The sequence below is a fragment of the Vibrio lentus genome (assembly GCF_002875945.1).
Taxonomy (GTDB): Bacteria; Pseudomonadota; Gammaproteobacteria; order Enterobacterales; family Vibrionaceae; genus Vibrio; species Vibrio apostichopi.
The window spans coordinates 1-21,072 of the sequence record NZ_MCZK01000035.1; the positions used below are offsets into that span (position 1 = coordinate 1).

The window sequence follows — 21,072 nt, forward strand, 5'->3', positions numbered from 1 at the left end:
TTGTTACCGAAGTAACTGTTACTACCTAAGTAATAACGTTTTGATATTCATCAACGAGTGCCCACACAGATTGATAGGTTTAAATTGTTAAAGAGCGCTAGCGTTTTGTGATTTACATCTCAGTCGCTAGGGGTGCGTACTATACCTGCACCACTTAGAGAGTCAAGGGTTATTTTCAACTCCTTTTTCTCTACCGATTTCGCTGTGTGACTTTCATCTCACTCCGTGTCGGTGAGGCGGCATTATAGAGAGATCGACATAGAGCACAAGGGCTTTTTTGAATAAAAATTTTGTTCGCCTAAAAAGCCACCAGATCCGCATTTTTCGAATAAAAACTAAACATTTGAGACGTATCACAGCAATACATTGGCAAAATGGAAACCATGAACGTAAGATTCATGTATCTATTTTGTTAAGAGTAGATGAGTCTATTTCGTTTATTAATATGTAGTATTCCGATATGAACTCAAAAAAATCGATGTTGTTAATTGTCGCACTAGCTGTTCTAGGTGGCATTGTTTTCTCTCAGGTAGATATATCGCCTGCAATTACCTTTATCCTTGGTGTCTTGGCTTCCGCTTTTGTTGTTAACTTTTCAAGCACCGACTCAAAATCAGATTCAGAACCTAAGGCATCAACAAAAACACTTTATGTAGGTAACCTTCCATACAAAGCGAATGAATCACACGTACGTGAATTATTCTCAGAGTATGGTGAAGTATTTGCAGTACGCTTAATGAAAGACAAACGTACTGGGAAAAGAAGAGGCTTTGGATTTGTCGTAATGGCTAGCAATGATGTGAATCATGCTATTTCAGAACTTAACGATAAAGATTACATGCAACGAACTTTAAAAGTGCGAGTTGCAAATGATCCTAAACATCCAGAAACGGACGAAGCTGAACTGAGCTAAATCCTAACTGCTTCAACATGCTATTTAGTGCACTTTCTTTCTTAGGAAGTGCACTACAAAAAACCTCACGCACTCCCCCTTCTTTATCACTACTCTCCAAATCCAATAAATCTTGAACTCGCTTCGCAATCGCTTTACCAGAATCAACCAATAAAACACTCTTACCTAGGACTTGTTGAATCTCTGATTTTATCAGCGGGAAATGTGTGCATCCTAAAACGGCTACATCAATTGTATTGATCATCGGTTGAAGGATGAGTTGCAGCTCTTCAAGGTCAATAGTCTCCCCCCTGAGTTTATCTTCGGCCATATCCACCAGCCGAGTGGAGCCTAAAAGTTCGACTCTTTTATTACTTGAGAAGTTTTTGATGAGCTCGTGTGTGTATTCACGAGTAATCGTTGCAGGAGTAGCAATCAGACCCACTGCTTTATTGGCAAGTAGGGATGCCGGCTTGATTGCCGGAACAACGCCAACAATTGGGATTAGATTATTAGCACGGAGTGTAGGTAAGACAATCGTACTTGCGGTATTACAGGCTATTACTACGATATCAATAGCGTGACTTGCCACAAAGCTGGCGACGATGCTTTGGACTCTGCGCACAAGGACTTGTTGATCGAGTTCACCGTATGGGTAAGCCTCGTTATCGAATACATAAGTATAGTTATGATTCGGTAGTAACTGGCTTATCTCCTTATATACAGATAGGCCACCCACTCCAGAATCAAAGACCAATATATTTTTTTGCAGACTATCCGACACAACAATTACCTATAATAAGTTCCGCTGCAATGATACTCCTTCGCTTAGTTTTCGCCAATCCTCACTCTATATAATGCAAGCTTGATAACGTTGATGAACAAAGCGCTCACCTTGCTCTACATTTTCTAGCTCTATCTTGAGCTTACCTTTAAAGCATGGCGCTGATGTCACTAAGGTATGGAACTCGCCATCTTCGCCACATGGATCGACATGACTCGGTAAGCTGCCTATTAGCTCAAGTGTGTATTCCTTCCCGCAATAGCTCATGTCTAATGCATCGCTATCGACCGTGACGAGAAAGGTTTCGATTCCTCTGTCTATTATTTCACTCGCAAGTGCCTGACTGCTCTCTCCCATTAGGGGAAACACACACTCCCAACCCGCTGGTTCTATATAGCTTCTTCGATAATCGGCAATGCCATTACAGAACATATCTCCAAACGCGACTGCGTCGATTGATAAGCCAGAACCTTTAAGCGCCGAGACAATAGTACTTTGATAAATCTCATTACTAGGAAACACTTCTGGAAGCTCAATCGTGATTAATGGCAAACCTATTAATTGCGCCTGCATGGCAACAACATCAATCGGAGTCACTTGGAAAGGAACCTCATCTCCAACATATGTCGTATAGAGAGCGACAACTTCATATTCGGAGCTTTCAAGTAGACGCTCTAGCGTTAATGTCGAGTCTTTACCATTATGTGCAAGCTTTATTCTATTATTAACAACAAAGGCAACCATGAACTCTTTGAGCAGAAGACTTTTAAAAAACATCCGCCCTTACAAAATCAAGTGTATGTGTCAACACTAGGTTGTATTAGTTATAATACTTGGCAGTCATCATCTCTTGCTTTAACACTTTCTAAGGATGTAACTCCTATTCTTTGAATAGTAACAACCAGAAAAAACACAAATAGAACTCAAAAATCACCCGAAGAAATTAACAATCTAGTTTACTCAACTTCCACATCGCAACCTGCGAATCGCAACCTGCGCATCGCAACTTGCGAAGTGGTGGAGGTACACATGCTATTAGAAAGACCTAGTGAATAAACATACTAACTTAAGCTACTGCAAGTGACGCAACCTGCTGGAATATCTGAAACAGAATATTGCCACTAACACCATACATAGTACCTTCCAATGCGCCTTGCAGCTTATCAAACGTACTTGGAGATTCTCGTTGAATCACAGTCAGCGCCTCCTTTGCCTCAACTTGGTCAACAGACTCCGTGTTAACCATATTGTTCAACTTACTAAGCGCTTGATACAATATTACATTTTGACAGTTCGATTCAGCTAAAGATTTTAAAGTTATCTTTTGATTTTCTATGTGTGCCAGTGACACAGCTTTCTCTCTTTCACACTGCATCCCAATAAGGTTATGAGCTTTATGTGTAAGCTGCATCTGATCCTTTATACTATTTCGCATGAACTCTATCTCTTGTTCGAGGCTACCTACTCTTTCTTTGTAAGTTGAATCCGCAATCATCATAAAGTCTCGAGTATTACGTACTTCCATCTCCGCTATATCTAGCTTCATTTTAAGTTTATGGATCTGAAGTTTGTCTTCTAAGAGAGATTCAGGTGGTATTTCTTTTGCGAGTACGAGCGTGTAATTATTCAGAGCTTCTTCCACAACTTCCTGGCTACCATCAGGCGCATCTACTGTCATCCTAACCTTGTGGCCATCTTGCTCTATTTTAACTTTTGCCTCTACATCAGGATATTTTTGCTGCAAGATTTCACTAAAGTAAGAGAGGATGCCGACTCCTGCTTGGTAATGTTCAGGAGAAAACTCCAAAGATCGCTCAATCGATGCTCCAACTAATGGGTTATCCAATTCAATTAATTCAGTCGAACTAGAATTTTCTGAAATACCTAAAACCACAAGTGGTCTATCGTGATAAAGGGGAATTAAATTTTGCTTTATATGCTGGAGAGACTTTTCAAACTGACCGCCATTGCGATCTAAATCATTATGTTGAGGCGAATGAAGCCAATCAGGAACGTGATCGAAAATTACTAGTACTGACACGTCACAATGTTTCGCCATTTGAGCTCTCTCTGTTTCTACTAATGCCCATTTATCTATAGCGTTTATACAAGCTAAATCAAAAGATAAAGCTCCATCAAAAGACACTTCATTATTAAATAAACGTTCACGCTTTCTTTTTGTAGAGACAGCTCTTTTCGCACTCGCAAGTGATGACTTTCTAATAAATTTGGCCAAAGTCATTTGACGAATTTTTCCCTGAGGAACCGCCTTCGCCTTTTCCAACCTCTCAAGCGCTTCAAACTTAATTGAACTAACAACGCTTTCAACAGAGTCAAATGCTGCTTGATTTGAACACAACACACCCCAACCGTCATTAATACTAATTGCTTTAGTTATATACATTGGACTTTCCTAAATTTAGATTGTTTGTGAGGAGTGCTTGATCTAGGGCCTAGCTTCCTCAAGTGAGAGAAAGGTACTGAAATAGCGGTTAAATCTTCTAACAGAACATCGTTACTTAACTATCATTATCCATATCATCCCAAAAGTCAGAATCAAGCTCTTTGATTTCAACTATTCGAGCCGTTTGCATGCCTACGCTGTACTCGTAAATATATTTAGCCAACTGGATACCATCAATCAATACAAGATTGGTACTGCCATTCAACTCTTGAGCATAACGGCTAGCGTGCTCAGTAAAACGAGAAGTCGTGATAAACACACCCTTGTTTGACTGCGCAACAGCAAGTGCACCTACAAATTTCTGGATCTCTTCTCGACTGATCGAATTATCTCTAGCGTACCTTTTCGCTTGAATGTAGATACGTCCAAAACCTAGAACATCTTCTCTGATAACTCCGTCGATCCCGCCGTCGTGACTTCCCTGAGTTACAGTAGCCGCGTTTTCAAGCTGCCCCCCATAACCCATTTTACTCAGTAATTTAGCAACTAAATGCTCAAATTCTCGCGGTGTTTTGGAAAGGATGGTATCTAAGACCTGATCATATCTTTCAGATAGTATCTCTTGATAAGCATTTTCTAACGCTTCTGCCGGTGTTTTTCCTGCTGCGTCTTCTATCTGTTCAGAAGAAACGCTCGCACTTTCACTATTTCTTTCAAGCCTACGCTGAGCTACCTTATCTTTCACATACGGGTAGATATCGTGGGCTTTACCTAAAAAAGAACGTCCAACGTCAGTGATTTGATATACACCTCGAGATGGTCTCTCTAGTAAGCCTCCTGTGGTTAACCCACTTAGTGCCCAACTAATTCGGTCTAAAAAAATCTTACCATTACCAGATTCATATTCGATCTGAACTTCTTCTTCTGACACATTCATAGCATTAGCTAAAGGGACTTCAATAACACGCCACTTTTGAGCACCATGCTCATCAAAATATGACAGAGCAAATGGCATGATTTCATTAAATTTAGGTAAACTCATAATAATCCTTTAAAACCCACCAATAAACGTATCAACAAACCCTTTGAACTTCTCAGTCAACCGGCCAACAATCTTCTTACGTTGCAGTATCGTAGGCTTGGTTTGCAGTGTTCCTGCAAAGTCATCACGTAGTGGCATCTCTTCGCTAAGCTCATAACGGTTAACCAAGATCTCTAGCTTGTCTGTATCTAGGTTTTCTTCAGTTGCCATGCTTTCTAAAGCTTCACGTTTCTCTTTTTCCCAGAAGAATTCAAACTCTTCTTCAACATCAGCGTGAGCAGGAATTCCATCAAGATGGTCATTCATGAACTTCTCGATTAGAGCTTTCTTACTGAGTAACGTAGGGTCAGAAGCAATCAAGTTCGCGATAACCTGGCGCTTACGCTCTTTCTCGTCAGTGCTCTCTTCTTCATGTAGCTCACGCAGTAAGTGAAGAATGTAACCAACATTGACTTCATCTCGGTGCATTAGCTCAAGTTCAAAATCGACGTCATCAAGTATTGATACTTTCTCTTTGGTTGAGTTCTCACGTAACTGGCGATTTAAGTCGGCATATTTGCTGGTGAAGTCCTGAAACTCTTGATCGCTCATTGCAGTCGAGGCCATATCGAAATCAGCGAAATTACCCAACATATTTTTAAGACGCATCAACTCGCGGAACTGCCTAACAAACAGAGCTTGAGCCTCTTCATCAGGAAGGCTATCAACTGAATCAACTGTTGGTGTGATTGCCATTAACGCTTCATAAGCTTTATCAAAGTCTGCTAACAGGTCTTCAAATGGCGGTATAACAATAGATTCATTCGGCTGCTTGTTAGAGAACAACGTAAATGCATCATCTGCTGCTTTCTTCAGGTTGCGGAAACAGACCACATTACCGTGAGATTTAGTTTCATCTAACAAGCGGTTAGTTCGCGAGAATGCTTGAATGAGTCCGTGATTCTTTAGGTTCTTATCGACATATAACGTATTAAGCTTTGGCGCGTCAAAACCCGTCAAGAACATGTTTACGACAAGAAGAATATCGATCTCTTTGGCTTTCACTCGTTTAGAGATGTTCTTGTAGTAGTTATAGAAAGACTCGCTATCTTTGGTTGTATAGCTTGTGCCGAACATCTTGTTGTAGTCGCCTATGAAAGACTCAAGCTTATCTCGACTGTGCAGTTTTACTGCGTCACCGTCATTCAAATACTTTGCTGCAGCTTCTTGAATCTCTGCTTCGTCACCGTTGCCTAGCTCGTACTCTTCCTCTTCATTGGCTTCATAGCTAAAGATGGTCGCAACTTTAAGGTTGTGTTTACCTTCCGCTTTCTTCTTAATAAGCAGTTCATAGTACTGGACCAACTCAGGCACACCAGATACACAGAACATCGCATTGTAATCGCGGCTGTGCGTCTTTCTTCGGTGATGAGCAATAATGTAGTCGGTAATCTTATCGAGACGCGCTGGAGAGCTTAGAAGCTCTTTAGTGTCGATATCTTCTACTTCAATATCAAGGTTATTGTTAGAGCCATCTTTGTACTGATAACGCCCCACATACTCGATGGCAAACTTCAGAACGTTATTGTCACGAATCGCATCAACAATCACATAGGGGTGTAAGCATTCGCCAAAAAGGTCTTTAGTGGTTTTCTTTATGGATTTCTTAGCGACTGCGTTTTCAGCAAAGATTGGCGTGCCCGTAAAACCAAACAGCTGAGCCCCTTTGAAGAACTCGGTGATGTTCTGGTGCGTCTCACCAAACTGACTGCGGTGACACTCATCGAAGATAAAAACAATACGTTTATCTTGTAGCGCTTCCATCTCATTTAAGTAGCGCTTTTTAGTCACCACGTTATTGAGCTTTTGCAGTGTCGTAACGACAAGTTTGCTGTTACGGTTCTCGTTAATCTTTTTACCTTTAATTGGCTTATCGATTAACTGATGAAACAGCATATTGGTATTGTCTGTACTATCTACACAACCTTTGGCAAAAGCATTAAATTCTAACGCTGTTTGATAATCCAGATCTTTACGGTCAACAACAAAAACGACTTTATCGACTTCACTTAATGAAGTCATAATCTGCGCAGCTTTAAAAGACGTCAGCGTTTTACCAGAACCCGTGGTATGCCATATGTAGCCATTCAAGTCGGAAGTTTTGACTTGCTTAATGATCTCTTCCACCGCATAGAACTGATACGGGCGCAGCACCATCAAGAACTTACCTGTCTCGTTCAAAACAATGTACTTAGTCAGCATCGCAGTTAAGTGCGACGTTGTTAGGAAAGCACTAGCAAAGCTCGGAAGCTGGCTAATTCTCTTGTTATCAAAATCCGTCCAGTCAAAAGTCTGCTTAGCTGACATCTCGCTATTATTGGAGAAATATTGGGTATTTACACCATTAGAAATCACGAACAGTTGAATGTAATTGAACAGCCCATGGTTAGCGTGATACGAGTGCTTTTGGTAGCGCTTAACTTGATTAAACGCCTCTTTTAACTCAATACCACGGCGTTTAAGCTCAATTTGAATAAGAGGAAAACCATTCACCAATACCGTCACGTCATAACGGTTGGTATAGATACCCTTCACTGTAATTTGCTGGGCAACCTGAAACTTGTTTTTACTGGCATCATCAAACAACAACGTAAGGTGCCGGCTATCACCATCATCCAAAGTAACATCTAGCTGGTCGCGTAATGTTTTCGCCTTGGTGAAGATATTGCCTTTCTCTAGCTTACCCAGTACCTGACGAAACTCTATATCTGAAAGCGTACATTCATTCACTTTCTCAAGTTGAGTTTTTAGGTTCGCTTCAAGCCCAGTATTGTCTTTAAGCGCAATAACCTCAAACCCTTGAGTGCCAAGCTGAGCAATTAAGTTATCTTCTAATTGTTGTTCTGATTGATAAGCCATGTGACGATTTACTTTCCTTGAGTGCCTTTATGTAAAGCCCTAACTGATAGGGCTATGCATATAGAAGTTACACAAACATCTGTTGTAGTAAGCCTTTTTTGAACTGCATAGTTTGTTCGAGTTGCGTGGCAACACCTTCAATTTTACTATCGATAGATAGGAGGAACTGAGATATTTTCTGTTGTTCACCCAAACAGGGAAGGTGAACTTTGGTTTTCAACCAACTCTGTGTTTTGAAAAGCAACTTTTCAATATGGACACCATCACTATTAATGAAGAATGCTCTTCGCATAAGAGGTGTGGTAGCAAAGCGATTGAAATAGTCTATGTCTAAGAGCTCTTTAATTGGACGGAATACATTGTATTCATTTGAAACAATTGCCCCTTCTAGTTCTGAAGGGACTAGTCCACACGCGCCATGTACAATTTGTCGTTTCGAAATTACGAACTCACTTTCGTGAATAGTAAATTGATTCTTCACCAGAACATCTTTGCCTTTGAAGTAACCACGACTTGTCACACCACCAAAACCACGCTTAACAGTTATAAGCTCATAGGTTTCTTCATCACCCATATTTAATGAGTCTGACTGTAAGAGTAAGATTTCTTTTAATGCATACTCTTTCCACTCAGGAAATGCATTACCATCGCCATCTTTAAATCGGATCTGTTGACTGAAAACCTGCTGCATCACGCCTTTTTTGTACTCTTTGAGTAGGCGCTGCTTTTCAATTAATTGGCTGATTTTAGAGTCTACACAGGCAAAGGTGTCAGCGATTTTTTGTTGTTCTGCTAACTCAGGAATTACAGTTGGAATACTATAAATACCAGTTGTATTTAGACTTGGTACACCAGTAGCCTCATTATATTTCTTCCACTTTATTTTTTGAGCTAATGAGTAGACAAAGTAAGGGATACAATTACTTTTAATCTCTGTGTAAAAAAGAGTATCAACAGTCCAAAAAGGCTCTGATAAGAATCGTGGTTTGTCGATAGTTCCTTTTCGCCCTATCAATACGCTCGGCTTATCATATAGATACGAATTTACGTATCTCATAACCCCCCCAGAACCTAAAGCAGGATACCTACCATCAGGTAAAAGCTTATGATCTTTTCCATAGTGCAGAATAAACACATCTTTTAAGTTACATTTAGTCCACTTATCATTGAACTCTTTGAACCTCAACGATGGTAATGTATCGATCATCCTTTCACCTCAAACGGCGCTTTAATACCTAAGTCAGCACAGAAACCTGCAATGATTTTATCCGTATCAAGCATCGCTTCATCATTCACTACTAAAAGCTTTGAAACCTCGGCTAAATTAACCGCACTCTCTTCCTCAAAAGTATCCACATAACGTGGAATATTGAGGTTGTAATCATTCTCTTTTAAATCAGCAGACGTTGCAGCAAAGGCGAACTTATCAACAGCTTGGCGTTTAACTACGACCTCAAGGATTTTCTGCAAATCATCTTCACGCATAACATTGATGTTATTGCCTTTTTCAAAGTTACTACTAGCATCAATAAACAACACGTTATCATCTGATTTACGATTCTTCTTTAATACCAAAACAACTGTGGCTATTGCAGCTCCAAAGAAGATATTTGCAGGCAAACCAATCACCATATCAAGATAGTTTTTCTCTTTAATTAGGTGCTGACGAATATGCCCCTCTGCTGTACCACGAAATAGCACCCCGTGAGGTAACACCACTGCCATTGTGCCGTCATCATCAAGTTGATGAATCATATGCTGAATAAAGGCAAAATCAGCTCTAGATTTAGGTGCTAACTTGCCGTAATCAGAGAAACGCTCATTATTTAGGTGTAAAGGGTTTGCAGACCATGATGCAGAGAATGGGGGGTTGGCTACTACCGCACTAAAACGTTGTTCAATATGTGCAGGGGCTTCAAGGGTATCGTCATTTTGAATATCGAAACGATTGTAGTGAACATCGTGCATGATCATGTTCATACGAGCTAGGTTATAAGTACTTGGGTTTTGCTCTTGCCCGTAGAACTTTAAATCGGGGTTATTAGCTTCTTTGGCAACACGCAACAGCAATGAGCCAGAACCACACGTTGGGTCATAAACAGACTTTAGATTTGGGTTATCAAGCGTTACAAGCTTAGCTAACAGCTTAGAGACCATTTGTGGTGTATAAAATTCTCCAGCTTTTTTTCCGGCACCACTGGCGAACATACCAATGAGATACTCGTAAGCATCACCAAGAATATCAATTTCACTGTTTTCTAAGTGAAAATCGATGTTATCTAAGTGCTCAAGAACTTTAGCAATTAGTTTGTTACGAGCATCTGGCGTTTTACCTAGCTTGTTTGATGTTAGATCGAGCTCATCAAACAGGCCGTTAAAGTCATCAGCACTGTCAGCGCCCATGGTGCTTTGTTCGATGTCATTAAGAACATCGCGCACATCATCAAGAATGAACTCACCATTTGCACCAGCTTCAGCAACAACATGAAACAGCTCTGACGGCTTGAAGAAGTAACCTAGTTTATCTAACGCTTCTTCTTGAACCGCTTCTAAGTACTCTTGACCTTCTTCGCTCTTTTCATCGATTTGAGCGAACTGAATACCATCTTCTGACAGCAATTCATCAGCATAGCGGTTTAGCTTATCTGATAGGTATTTATAGAAGATTAGGCCAAGGATGTAATCACGGAAATCATCGGCAGACATATTGCCACGAAGGGTGTTCGCGATGTTCCAAAGCTGTTTCTTTAGTTCTTGTTGGTGTTGTTCGACCATGAGGAGTCCGTAATTAATGTAAGTTCTTAGATTCAAGCCACTTGAGATGATTGCTTAAACCATCTAGCCCAGGATAAATTGAAAATCTATTGATACCGTAGATAGATAGTTGTTTTTTTAAATCGCTTCTGAGTGCATTTGGAATGATAAATTTTATCATCTGTTTTGATTTATAGGCAGCCATAAGGTTCGTGTGAGCGGTAAAAAGGCCATTCTGTGCGATTATTCTTGGAGTGAGGTTATCGGGAATATATCTCCGAACATCATTGTGCGGCTTAAGGTCTAGAGGTGACACATGTTTTTCTATATCAAAAGGGTCTTTTCGGTCAATCAATACATAGATTGCTGAATCTGAATTTGTTTCTTCTTCAATAGCAAAATATAGTGCTATCAGTGGATTCTTCGACCAATCTAGAAGCCTTGTTGGTAAACCATGATGTTGTGCTAAAGCCAGCCACTCCCAATCATTTTTCGGGGTGTATTCTAAGTGAGGCAACGCCTGCTGCTTAAATGCTTTGAAAAGTCTTTTCTCAGCTTTAATCAACTCATTTTCATCACTATAACCTAACCGCATAATCGACGGCTCAAGCTTGAATTCGCTATCCTTAATTCCGCGATATACCGTATATTCTGCATTCAGTTTTTGCACCTCAGAATGGTAGTGCTCAAAGCTTTCCAAGGTAACTCGCTTTACCACATCGACATAATGGGGAATATTTAAGTTATAGTCTTGAGCAACTATGTCCTCTCGAGCTATCAACGTTGAAAATTTTTCTACCTCAAGACGATTCTCGGCTGATTCGATAATACTCTTCAAACCATCTTCAGATAATGTCGGCATTTGCTTAGATTTATCGACCTTCTGACTAGCATCTATAAATAAAATAGGGGCATCAACATTACGATTTTTTCTAAAAACCAAAACACAAGTCGGGATAGAAGTATAAGACAGTAAGTTCTCAGGCAAACCAATGACCATATCTAGAAGCCCCTCATCAACCAAATACTTACGTATTTCACCTTCAGAACCTCCTCTAAGTAAGGCGCCTAAAGTCGTAACGACTGCCATGGATCCAGTCTCATTTAACTGATAAATCATGTGTTGAATGAAAGCAAAATCAGCAGCCTTCTTGGGAGCAAGAAACCCAGACTCAGAAAATCTGGCGTCGTTCCGAAAACTTTCTCTTGCCGACCAAGGTATGCTAAATGGTGGATTAGCTACTACGGCATCAAATCGCTGATTGAGGTGATATGGTGATTCTAAAGTATCGCCATTTTTGATATCGAACCGGCTACACGGAATACCATGTATAAGCATGTTCATGCGAGCTAAGTTATAAGTATTTGAGTTCAGCTCTTGCCCATAAAACTTTAAGTTTGGGTTGTTTGTTTCTTTCGCTACACGCAGTAACAAAGAGCCAGAACCGCAAGTTGGGTCATATACTGATTCTATGTCTGGATTACCAAGAGTTACTAATTTAGCCAGTAACTTAGAGACCATTTGTGGTGTATAGAACTCACCAGTTTTTTTGCCCGTACTACTGGCAAGCATACCGATTAGGTATTCATAGGTATCCCCAAGAATATCAACTTCATTGTTGTCCAAATGGAAATCGATACCATCTAATCGCTCAAGTACTTGGGCAATCAGTTTGTTACGATCATCTACCGTTTGGCCTAGCTTGTTAGAGGTGAAGTCTAGCTCTTCGAACAGGCCCTTGAAGTTATCAGCACAACCTGCCCCCATGGTATTTTGTTCGATGTCATAAAGAACATCATGCACAGCATCAAGAATGAACTCACCGTTAGCTCCCGCTTTAGCAAGTACATGAAATAGCTCCGATGGCTTAAAGAAATAACCTAGCGTGTTTAAAGCTTCTTCTTTAATTGCTTCTAAATACTTTTGACCCTCTTCACTCATCTCATCAATTTGAGCGAATTGGATACCATCTTCCAAAAGCAATTCATTAGCGTAACGATTTAGCTTATCTGATAGATATTTGTAGAATATTAGACCACGGAGATAGTCGAGAAAATCATCTGCTAACATACTGCCACGAAGGGTGTTGACTATATTCCAAAGCTGCTTATTTAATTCTTGCTGACGTGGTTCAACCATGAGAGTTCAGTTACATATAGTTTAGTTAGCAGCATTGTAACTGAAATAAGCCTTGAACTAGAGTGCATAGATCATTTTTAAACTACGAAGCGGCTAGAAAGGCTGAGATGACGCGCTGCTTAAAAGCTCCCAATCGAAGTTCATCGAGCGTACTAAGAGATCCGGTTGAGTTAAGTTCGGTGCTGATAGCGCTACTCCAAACCAACTTTGAGTTCACTTCTTCTCGTTCTTCTAAGAGACCATGACCAGTTAGGCAAGTACGTTGAGATTCTGACTCAAACTCTATCAAGCTCTCTATTTTCGCAAACATGCAAGAGTCAGGAATATCTTGTTCAATCCGCTCTGAAAACTCTATGAGGCTTTGCTCTGCAAAAGTAAATAGCCACGCTTGTTGGTTTGCGGCCTCATTGACTCTAAGGATGCGTCCAAGGACCTGTCGAAAATAAAGCTCAGTTTTAACAGAGCTCATATGACAACAAACTTGAAGCCGAGGGATATCAGTTCCTTCGCTGATCATCCCTACACTGACAATCCATTGAACATCACTTTGACGATAACGTTCTATTTCAGTTAAAGGTTCTTCATGACGGTAAGTAACTATTGAGACTGTTTGATCGTACTTTTGAACGAGTATCTTCTGAATTGATTTCGCATGCTGAACGGATGAGGCAACAACTAAACCTCCTGCGCCTGGCGATTGGGTGCGGATTTCTGTGAGCTTTTTACAACCGAGCCCAAGTAGGTATTTCATCGCTTGTTGGTTGTGTATAACACTTTGGTATGAAGTTTTTGTTTGCTTAAGCATTTCTAAGATTGAAGAAAACGATTCAACTTTCTCATCACTGGTCACTGAAAGATGTTCGTTATCAACCAACACCAACTTTGGAGATCGGCAAACCTTATCGACAATTGCTTGCTGTAAGGTGTATTGATAATCAACGAGGATTTGACCTTCAGGGTCACTATATTCAGACATAACTATTGGTAAAGAGTCTGAACGCCATGGAGTACCAGACATAGCAAGTGTGTAGGTAGCGAGCCCTTGAACCTTCGTAAGTACTTGCTGACCCCAAACGTTCGCATTTTCAAGTTCAGACCCAGAGCAATGGTGGATCTCATCGAATACAACAAATACTCGATGGTTACGTAACGTCTTCCAAAAATCATCATTAAGGAATTGAATAGATTGATATGTTAACGACTGCCCAATCGAGCCTAATCCGCCATTAAAAGTACAATTCAGAATCTGAGAAAAGGTTCTTTTGATTCCATCAGAAACCGTTAAAGATGGAGAAAAGCACAATACAAGATCAACCAGACCTTCGTTAAGCAACCTTGATGCAACTGTTGCAGCGAGCACCGTTTTACCGGCGCCAGGAGTTGCTTGGCAGAAAAAGTGCTGTTGATTTGTCTTAAATTTCTGTAACGCTTTTTCAGAACATTCTACCTGCCACTGTCTTAACACGGTTGGTCGCCCTCTGAGAGAGTTTTCAGGACATTCTCCAATCCATTTACCTTTCCAAGCAACTGCGCTGAACGTTCTCTTGCTCGCTGTAACAGTGGAACTAGCCGGCTCTCAAGTTCAGGGAAGCGACATTTTAATGAATGGTATTCATCTATTTCACCAAGCACGATCTCCAATTCACCTTTGTATTCGTTGCTCTCTCGGAATAGCACAGAGTAATCCGATGTAGATTGCATTACCGAAACTTCACGTTCAGAATTTCTTCGAGGAAGCACTTCAAGTTCCAGAAATTGCTCGGTTTGAAAATACCTTTTGTTTCTTCCTTCACCTTCGCTTCGAAGCCAACCTCTTTGTTGATATTGCCATATTTGGCGATAAACCTTCTTCCGAGCTTCATCAAGGTTCTGTGTAGCACACCCACCATTTAATGAGACGTCCCTTGCCTCTATAACAGAAAAACCATCCATTCTTTTTTCAATCAACAACTTGTGCATTACTGCACTGATTTTTATAGAACGTTTCATGTACCAGTTATACCAATCAAAATACTAAGGATTGCTTAGTATACAGAAATCAGTAAAACTAAGAAAATCTTAGTCACATAGAGCCAATTAGTATGAATCATAAATGTCGATCGACAACCCTATTCCAATGCGGCTCAAAGAGGTACGCAAAAAAGCAAAGATCTCCCAAAAAGAATTGGGGGTGCGTATTGGTATCGATGAAAGTTCGGCTAGTGCGCGAATGAATCAGTACGAGAAAGGAAAGCATACGCCAGATATCAGTACATTAAAGAAAATGGCCAACGAGCTGGGTGTACCTTTAAGCTATTTTTTTTGCGAAGACGAGTGTTCTGCGAAGCTTGTTTGCTTGATTGCAGAAATGAGTGATAAGGAAAAAAGAGAGCTAATTGAAAAAATGGAAAGCTCCAAACCAGTTGCAGAATGAATCTATAATCTCTTTCCATTCTGTTAGAAATACCAAAACACTTTTCGCTTTAGAGCAACTAAGTGTTTTCTTCTCTAGGCTCCAAGAGCTGTCTCAAGCCCTGCCGACCAACGTTAGGCATTTCAGATGCATTTAAGAAAATTCGCTCAAGCGTTTCCAATTGCAAATCTCGCTCCTTTGTCAACTGTCTCACTTGGGCTTCCAGGCGCTCCACCTTATGAATCAGAGCTGCCTGATCTTTATCGACCAAATCCGAACGCGTCGTAACGATGCCTCTTAGCTCTTTCTTTTTTAAATCATATTCTTTTTTTATGCTGATATAACTTGAAAGAGATTGTCTTGATATATAAAAGCCGCACTCACGCTTGATGACTTCCACTAATCTCTGCCATGTCAATTTACTCTCCCACAAAGCAATGACACGACAAATATCATTTATTTGTTTGTTAGTTAAAGCTTCGTTTATATTTTTTTTCATAAATCAAACTCATCGAATAAGCGCTGTAACCCTGTCTCTTTTGTTGGCTGAACAACGACAGATGAATCTATCATTTCTTGTAATTTACGAGATGGATTACTTAAAGTAACCTCCCTTAATACGCGATTTTTATTCTTCAAATCAATGACAGAAAATCCTAGACTAGAACCTAACGGTCGGATTAACGATCCATCTGGTATCTCATCATTTTGCATCAAATCGATCAAAGCTTTATATCTCTCGACTTTTGAAAAATGGAGCTTAAACCAACGTTGTGAGATTAGGTTTATCGACAAGTTCTTATTCAAGGACGAGTCTGATAACCTTGCCTCTTGTATCAATAAATCCTTCTGCATTTTTATCAATGAAGATTGATCTCCCTTGCAATAGGCACTCTTGGAACACCCGATACAATTTTCCTCAAAATCATTAAAGAATGTACACGGACTCTCCGTTAAGCTCTGAAGGCAAAGGCCGACTCCAGTATCTGCAGCAGCTCGTCCAACCAAATTAGTATACTCAGCAGCAGTTATTACGTTAACTTCAAATGACGGCCCACCATGTAAGTCAACAATCTGAGCATGCCGTTCTTCTTCTGTTTGATGGTTATAAACTGCATTTGATGTGACATTTTTACGCCCAGAAAACTCCGCAATAATCTCATCAGACAACCCAACCTCTTGGCACATGGTATTCATAAAATGACGCGGTTGATGGGCTGTCATAGAGAAGCTTTCATCGTAACCGGACTTCGTAAAGTACTCATGCAAAAGGTAATTATACATTGAGCTCAGGTTATACGGCTCGATCATAAAGACACTATTCGACAAAGATTTCCCTGAAGATGAATAAACCTGAGCTCCCGTAAAAACAAAAAGAGCTTGAGCTAAATGCACAGAATTACCATTAAGATGCTGACGGTAAGGAAACTGCGGAACAACCCTCTTAACGTACCTAATAAAAGAACCTTGTAGTTGCTGCAGTGTTTGAGTGCCTCGCAACTCAACTGGAAGAGCCTTATCTATAGCAGTATTAGAGCTTGGATACTTACCTAGCTTTCTTTGCAAAAAAGATAACTTTTCTTCTAAGTTCAATATCCGATTTGGATCCATATGATAAGGAAAACCTTCAATATTTTGAATTTTCGACCTATTTCCTTGCTCAAACCTCTCATAAAACCCAAGTATTCCTCCAAGTTCCCATAAAGTCGTTGCTCGTTCTAAACATACAGGTTTACCCTTAACACTGTATTTACCTATGATTACTTTCAAGGGCGCTTGGGGGGCTTCAAAGAATCGGCACAAAATTCTTGCTGGCTCGCATGCTTTATTGAAGAAGTTTAACGTTCTTCTCAACATTGGAGCCATTTGATTAAACATGTGTTTTTGCCAATTTGAAAATCCTTTTGAACCTTGCCAATCCAACATATATACAGTTGTCTTTACCCCATCTCCCCCTTTAACAGGCTTTGATTTTAGCTCCTGATTAGCTAGATACAGCTGCTCAGCGGCTGCTCGGTTTGGTGATGAAAAGCTGATAGAAAGCATTCCAGCAACAAACTGCCTTCTGATATCTGTATAGCAATCAATCGCCCCTTTTTCGTTCGGTATTATCTCGTTAAAGATCCGCCCCGCTGCCAATACAGATTTTTTGTCTGGCAATCGACTTTTACTACGACTAACCGCATTTTCTATATTTTCCTTATAGTTCACATTAGGAAGTCTAAGACTTGGGGTGCAATGTTGTTCCTTTATCATCCACTCGAAACACCCTTTCATCATTGATTTGACTTTATCTGAGAGTTTGGAAACTTTCTCAAGATTGAAAAAGTCTCCAACCAGCTTGGTGCTTATATCAGAAACTAATAATTTTTCATTCTCTAGGAATGAAAGTATAAATCGAAAAGCAACAATCCAATTAGTGTTCGATTTAGGCTGACTTTCCCTCATCCCAAACTGCAATGCGACTGCCTTTAAATAATTCGAGTAATATTCAGACAAGTAATCATCATCACTAAATTTACTTGTTCGAGAAATTCGTTGGTCACCTATTTTTAAGGTATTAACAAATACAACAGCGAGATTCTCGAACACAAAGTATCTTCCCTCCCACTCAATAGCTCCATGCCGATCCTTCATAAACGTCAGAGGGATAGCTTTCTTCTGAGAGATAAAGTCTCGAATGTTACTTTCAAAACGGTTGATCATAATATATCCCCAATAGAAGCCTTAACGTCTTCGCATGCTTGTATAGTAGCCTTGATCGCTAAAATTCGATGGAATAAGGCCGACAGCACCTTAGCTGGAACCCCTTGTTCTATTTGAGCATCATATCTTGCTTGTACGGATAAAAGCTGAGACAAGTGGTCTGCATCAACAAGAGGACGAAAAGAAGGGCAACCATAACAACCAGTGGGGGGAGCCTTTTCACATGTGAGACAAACCTTTAACTCTGCGCTTTTACCTAACTGGCCACTTTCACTTTCAATTGCAATCTCATTGTTATCTATCGAAGACGTAATGTTTCCACTAAATGCATCAGCTAAAAAAGTATAATTAGATAAGTGAGAATCAATTTTCGCTCGAATCTCATCCGCCATGTCAATGTAAACTGAAGCTGCCTTAGGAGTATTACCTAGTGAAACCGCTATCTCATTTCGAGATAATCCATCTACTACCATTTTTACTGCTCGTGTATGCCTCAGACGATTATTGCCCAATGAAAAGGAACCTTGTGGAGCACGATCACTGCCTACATTGAGTAGTTTAAAAAACCGCCTAACCCTACCCTCTAAAGCTTCCGGTACATATACAAAGCCCTTACCATCTGTTGAAAACGATTCTATAAGGGTGCGGTTATCATAAATATATTCTTTAAAGTCAGTGCTATACATTGCTGTTGTTGGAATTAAAGGCAAACATGAAAATACTTGACTGAATTCCTCCTTAGACAAAGAATATCCTTGTCGCTCAAAGAGCTCTCTCATAAATTTTTGGTATTTTGAAAGGTAATTGGATAACTCAAATAGAAATCGGCCAGTAATCCTAATCGAACTGATTTCAAAACTACGCCTAAACAGATCTTCGTGCTGTTTTGCTGACGGTACTCTAACTGAAATTTCCGACTCACTAACGTCATCATTTATCCTCAAAGGCATAGTGACTCTCAGTTCTTCACCATCAATAAAGTCATCGACCCTAAGTTCAAAATCACCTACTTTTAATAAAACAACTTGCGCTAAGCGCTTTTGATAGAGCTGTTGAAATCGAGCCGTAATAAATACTGAGAGTTCAGATACTTGTGAATCCGAATGAAAAATAGCACTTGAATACTCATTCATTTTTATAGCGAAATCTGTAAACTCGTAATCAGTAAGAGCACCTTTGTCAGGGTCAAAAACCTTACGCGAATCATTACCAAAAGACTTATCTTTTAAGATCGTTAATAGTGGCTCATACTTATTATCAAAAGCAGCTAGCCTTTCTATTATCTTCTTAACTCGCTTCTTATAACTTAACGATAAATTGAAGAAAGCCGACTCAACATCCCCTACTCTTAGGCTACTTGCATTCAATTTCTTGATAGCTACGATTTTCCCCCTCACCGTAGATATCTTTCCGTAGGTGGCTTCTTGAGCTAAGCAATATCTGATAGCTAAGTTATCATCTACGTTAAGAAATAACTGATCTACCCAGCTCAATGAGGTATGACGACCTATCGCTAGTTCCCAAGAATTATCAAACATATTGAACGGCACGTTTTCGTAGGATGTAAACTCAGCTTTCCTTGCATATTCCCTTTTTAAATCTTCTAGATTGATTGCGAGAGAATGATTAAGAGTCATGGCTAATTACCGACAATAGTTTTTCTTGCAATTGATGCTGATATTCTTGTGCTTTTTTGATGATTTTATATCTGTTGTATAGCGCTGGCATCTGACTGTTTTCCGACCACCCCATTTGATACTTACGCACTTTCTCAAGGTAATCAGGTGAAACACTCTCATCCCCATCTTTGATATCATCTAATAATTCATTCCATTTGTGTCTAAGTTTATGAGGCGTAACTTGAAAACCAATGACCTCTGACAACCTTCTCAAAATATAATTCACAGACGAAATTGATAACGGATCCCCACTTTCTCCTTGTGTTGCCATTTCTGAGATAAAAACAAACTCGTGACGTTCTGCGCCAATATATGTTTTCCGTTTGTTTGCAATGTAACTTTTCAACTCCAACATCGTTTCTTTATCTACATATGCGGTGTGTTCTCGAGTCTTCTGACTAGGTTTATCTTTCCTTGGGTCAGTCAAATCATTAGGTGTTCTTCGTACATAAATTTTTGTACATGTACCTGTGAAATCACAATCTGATATTTTCAACTTTAGAATTGCTCCCTTTCTCTCACCGACTTGAGCTAGGAGAAGAACTATCAACGCATTACGCCACTGAGAGTGCTTAAAAGGATTATTGGGATGATTTGGTTGAATGATATCTAATAGTTTGTAGAAAGCCTTATCTGGAATGACAGATATTTCAGGATCACCATTCAATGTCCGAAGCTCCGTATCACGTCGAATACCAAGCAATATGACCGACTTCATATCAGAAAAGCGTTTTTCGATATAAGTTGGTACGTGTCCAGTACTGTGGTGCTCTAGGTATAGATACTCAAGAAAAGCAAGAGACCGGCGAATACGATTATTTGTCGTTGGAGGGACTACAATCGACGAAACCGTCTTAGTGGAATGAATAAGGTTATTAATCGCCTTGTTTGATAACCGGAAAGTAGCAACTTCTTTATGATCAGTTATGCCTTTGAAAGTAAACTTCGTACTTTGAGTAAAGCGTCTAACTTCTTCTGCCTGCAGCATCTCACCTGTAGATATTCGTTGTTCAATATCAATACCCTCATGATCTAACCACTCAAAGAAAAACCTTAAATCATGTGCGACTGATATTTGAGTGTTGATAGCGTCATTCCCGTAACTTTGATACAGATGATTACAAAGGGAGTAATCTGGAAGGTAACTACTATTAACAAGGGATACTCGGGTTTTCCCCCCTATTTGATATATATGGAGTTTTACTTGCATAATCTGCCTTTACAAAAAAAGTTTATACACATTAACTACTAGTACAGTTAGTCAGTAAAAACCAGTTAATGATATTAACTATCACTAAATGATTAAAGCATTGATACTTAATAGTTTAATGAAAATAATGTATTTACAGATTAAAGATTACACTTAATTACCTGACGACCA

General features: G+C 39.8%; 16 protein-coding genes. 2 read left to right on the forward strand and 14 right to left on the reverse strand.

Annotated elements, in window-relative coordinates; all coding sequences use genetic code 11:
- Window positions 1-460: 460 nt before the first annotated feature.
- Complete coding sequence (locus BCT49_RS02785; protein WP_004736687.1) at window positions 461-913, forward strand: RNA recognition motif domain-containing protein; 453 nt, start codon at window positions 461-463, stop codon at window positions 911-913.
- Here the strand turns inward: BCT49_RS02785 and murI are convergent.
- The 10 genes from murI to BCT49_RS02835 form a co-directional block, all read right to left on the reverse strand.
- Window positions 876-1,682 carry a glutamate racemase gene (gene murI / locus BCT49_RS02790; protein ID WP_054548336.1) on the reverse strand — a complete coding sequence of 269 codons (807 nt, stop codon included), beginning with the start codon at window positions 1,680-1,682 and terminating at the stop codon, window positions 876-878. The two genes, BCT49_RS02785 and murI, sit on opposite strands and share 38 nt — an antisense overlap.
- 60 nt (window positions 1,683-1,742) lie before the next feature.
- The gene (locus tag BCT49_RS02795; protein ID WP_102434074.1) at window positions 1,743-2,420 is read right to left on the reverse strand and encodes an ATPase; all 678 of its coding nucleotides are present in this window, start codon (window positions 2,418-2,420) and stop codon (window positions 1,743-1,745) included.
- 322 nt (window positions 2,421-2,742) lie between these two features.
- Complete coding sequence (locus tag BCT49_RS02800) at window positions 2,743-4,080, reverse strand: hypothetical protein (RefSeq protein WP_102434050.1); 1,338 nt, start codon at window positions 4,078-4,080, stop codon at window positions 2,743-2,745.
- A gap of 115 nt (window positions 4,081-4,195) precedes the next feature.
- Window positions 4,196-5,122 (reverse strand): restriction endonuclease, encoded by a 927-nt coding sequence (locus tag BCT49_RS02805; protein WP_102434051.1) that lies wholly within the window; start codon window positions 5,120-5,122, stop codon window positions 4,196-4,198.
- 9 nt (window positions 5,123-5,131) lie between these two features.
- Window positions 5,132-8,020, reverse strand: coding sequence for a type I restriction endonuclease subunit R (locus BCT49_RS02810; protein ID WP_102434052.1), 2,889 nt, complete (start codon window positions 8,018-8,020; stop codon window positions 5,132-5,134).
- A 67-nt stretch (window positions 8,021-8,087) separates the two neighbouring features.
- Window positions 8,088-9,227: a restriction endonuclease subunit S gene (locus tag BCT49_RS02815; RefSeq protein WP_102434053.1), complete on the reverse strand. Its 1,140-nt coding sequence runs from the start codon at window positions 9,225-9,227 to the stop codon at window positions 8,088-8,090.
- Window positions 9,224-10,795, reverse strand: coding sequence for a type I restriction-modification system subunit M (locus BCT49_RS02820; protein ID WP_102434054.1), 1,572 nt, complete (start codon window positions 10,793-10,795; stop codon window positions 9,224-9,226). The genes BCT49_RS02815 and BCT49_RS02820 overlap by 4 nt, the downstream gene beginning before the upstream one ends.
- Window positions 10,796-10,808: 13 nt before the next feature.
- Window positions 10,809-12,914, reverse strand: coding sequence for a type I restriction-modification system subunit M (locus tag BCT49_RS02825; protein WP_102434055.1), 2,106 nt, complete (start codon window positions 12,912-12,914; stop codon window positions 10,809-10,811).
- Window positions 12,915-12,996: 82 nt separating this feature from the next.
- Window positions 12,997-14,379 (reverse strand): DEAD/DEAH box helicase, encoded by a 1,383-nt coding sequence (locus BCT49_RS02830; RefSeq protein WP_102434056.1) that lies wholly within the window; start codon window positions 14,377-14,379, stop codon window positions 12,997-12,999.
- The gene (locus BCT49_RS02835) at window positions 14,373-14,903 is read right to left on the reverse strand and encodes a hypothetical protein (RefSeq protein ID WP_102434057.1); all 531 of its coding nucleotides are present in this window, start codon (window positions 14,901-14,903) and stop codon (window positions 14,373-14,375) included. The genes BCT49_RS02830 and BCT49_RS02835 overlap by 7 nt, the downstream gene beginning before the upstream one ends.
- A 103-nt stretch (window positions 14,904-15,006) precedes the next feature.
- On the opposite strand from BCT49_RS02835, the gene BCT49_RS02840 reads away from it, so the two are divergent.
- Window positions 15,007-15,327: a helix-turn-helix domain-containing protein gene (locus BCT49_RS02840; protein ID WP_102361318.1), complete on the forward strand. Its 321-nt coding sequence runs from the start codon at window positions 15,007-15,009 to the stop codon at window positions 15,325-15,327.
- A 58-nt stretch (window positions 15,328-15,385) separates the two neighbouring features.
- Here the strand turns inward: BCT49_RS02840 and BCT49_RS02845 are convergent, their stop codons facing one another.
- From BCT49_RS02845 to BCT49_RS02860, 4 genes are read right to left on the reverse strand one after another with little or no spacing between them, the layout of a single operon-like run.
- A complete protein-coding gene (locus BCT49_RS02845; protein ID WP_102434058.1) occupies window positions 15,386-15,805 on the reverse strand; it encodes a hypothetical protein in 420 nt (139 codons plus the stop codon).
- Window positions 15,802-18,012 (reverse strand): hypothetical protein, encoded by a 2,211-nt coding sequence (locus tag BCT49_RS02850; RefSeq protein ID WP_102434059.1) that lies wholly within the window; start codon window positions 18,010-18,012, stop codon window positions 15,802-15,804. Before BCT49_RS02850 ends, BCT49_RS02845 begins: the two co-directional genes overlap by 4 nt.
- Window positions 18,009-19,649 carry a hypothetical protein gene (locus BCT49_RS02855; RefSeq protein WP_102434060.1) on the reverse strand — a complete coding sequence of 547 codons (1,641 nt, stop codon included), beginning with the start codon at window positions 19,647-19,649 and terminating at the stop codon, window positions 18,009-18,011. The genes BCT49_RS02850 and BCT49_RS02855 overlap by 4 nt, the downstream gene beginning before the upstream one ends.
- Complete coding sequence (locus tag BCT49_RS02860; protein ID WP_102434061.1) at window positions 19,639-20,901, reverse strand: site-specific integrase; 1,263 nt, start codon at window positions 20,899-20,901, stop codon at window positions 19,639-19,641. The genes BCT49_RS02855 and BCT49_RS02860 overlap by 11 nt, the downstream gene beginning before the upstream one ends.
- Window positions 20,902-21,072: the final 171 nt, after the last annotated feature.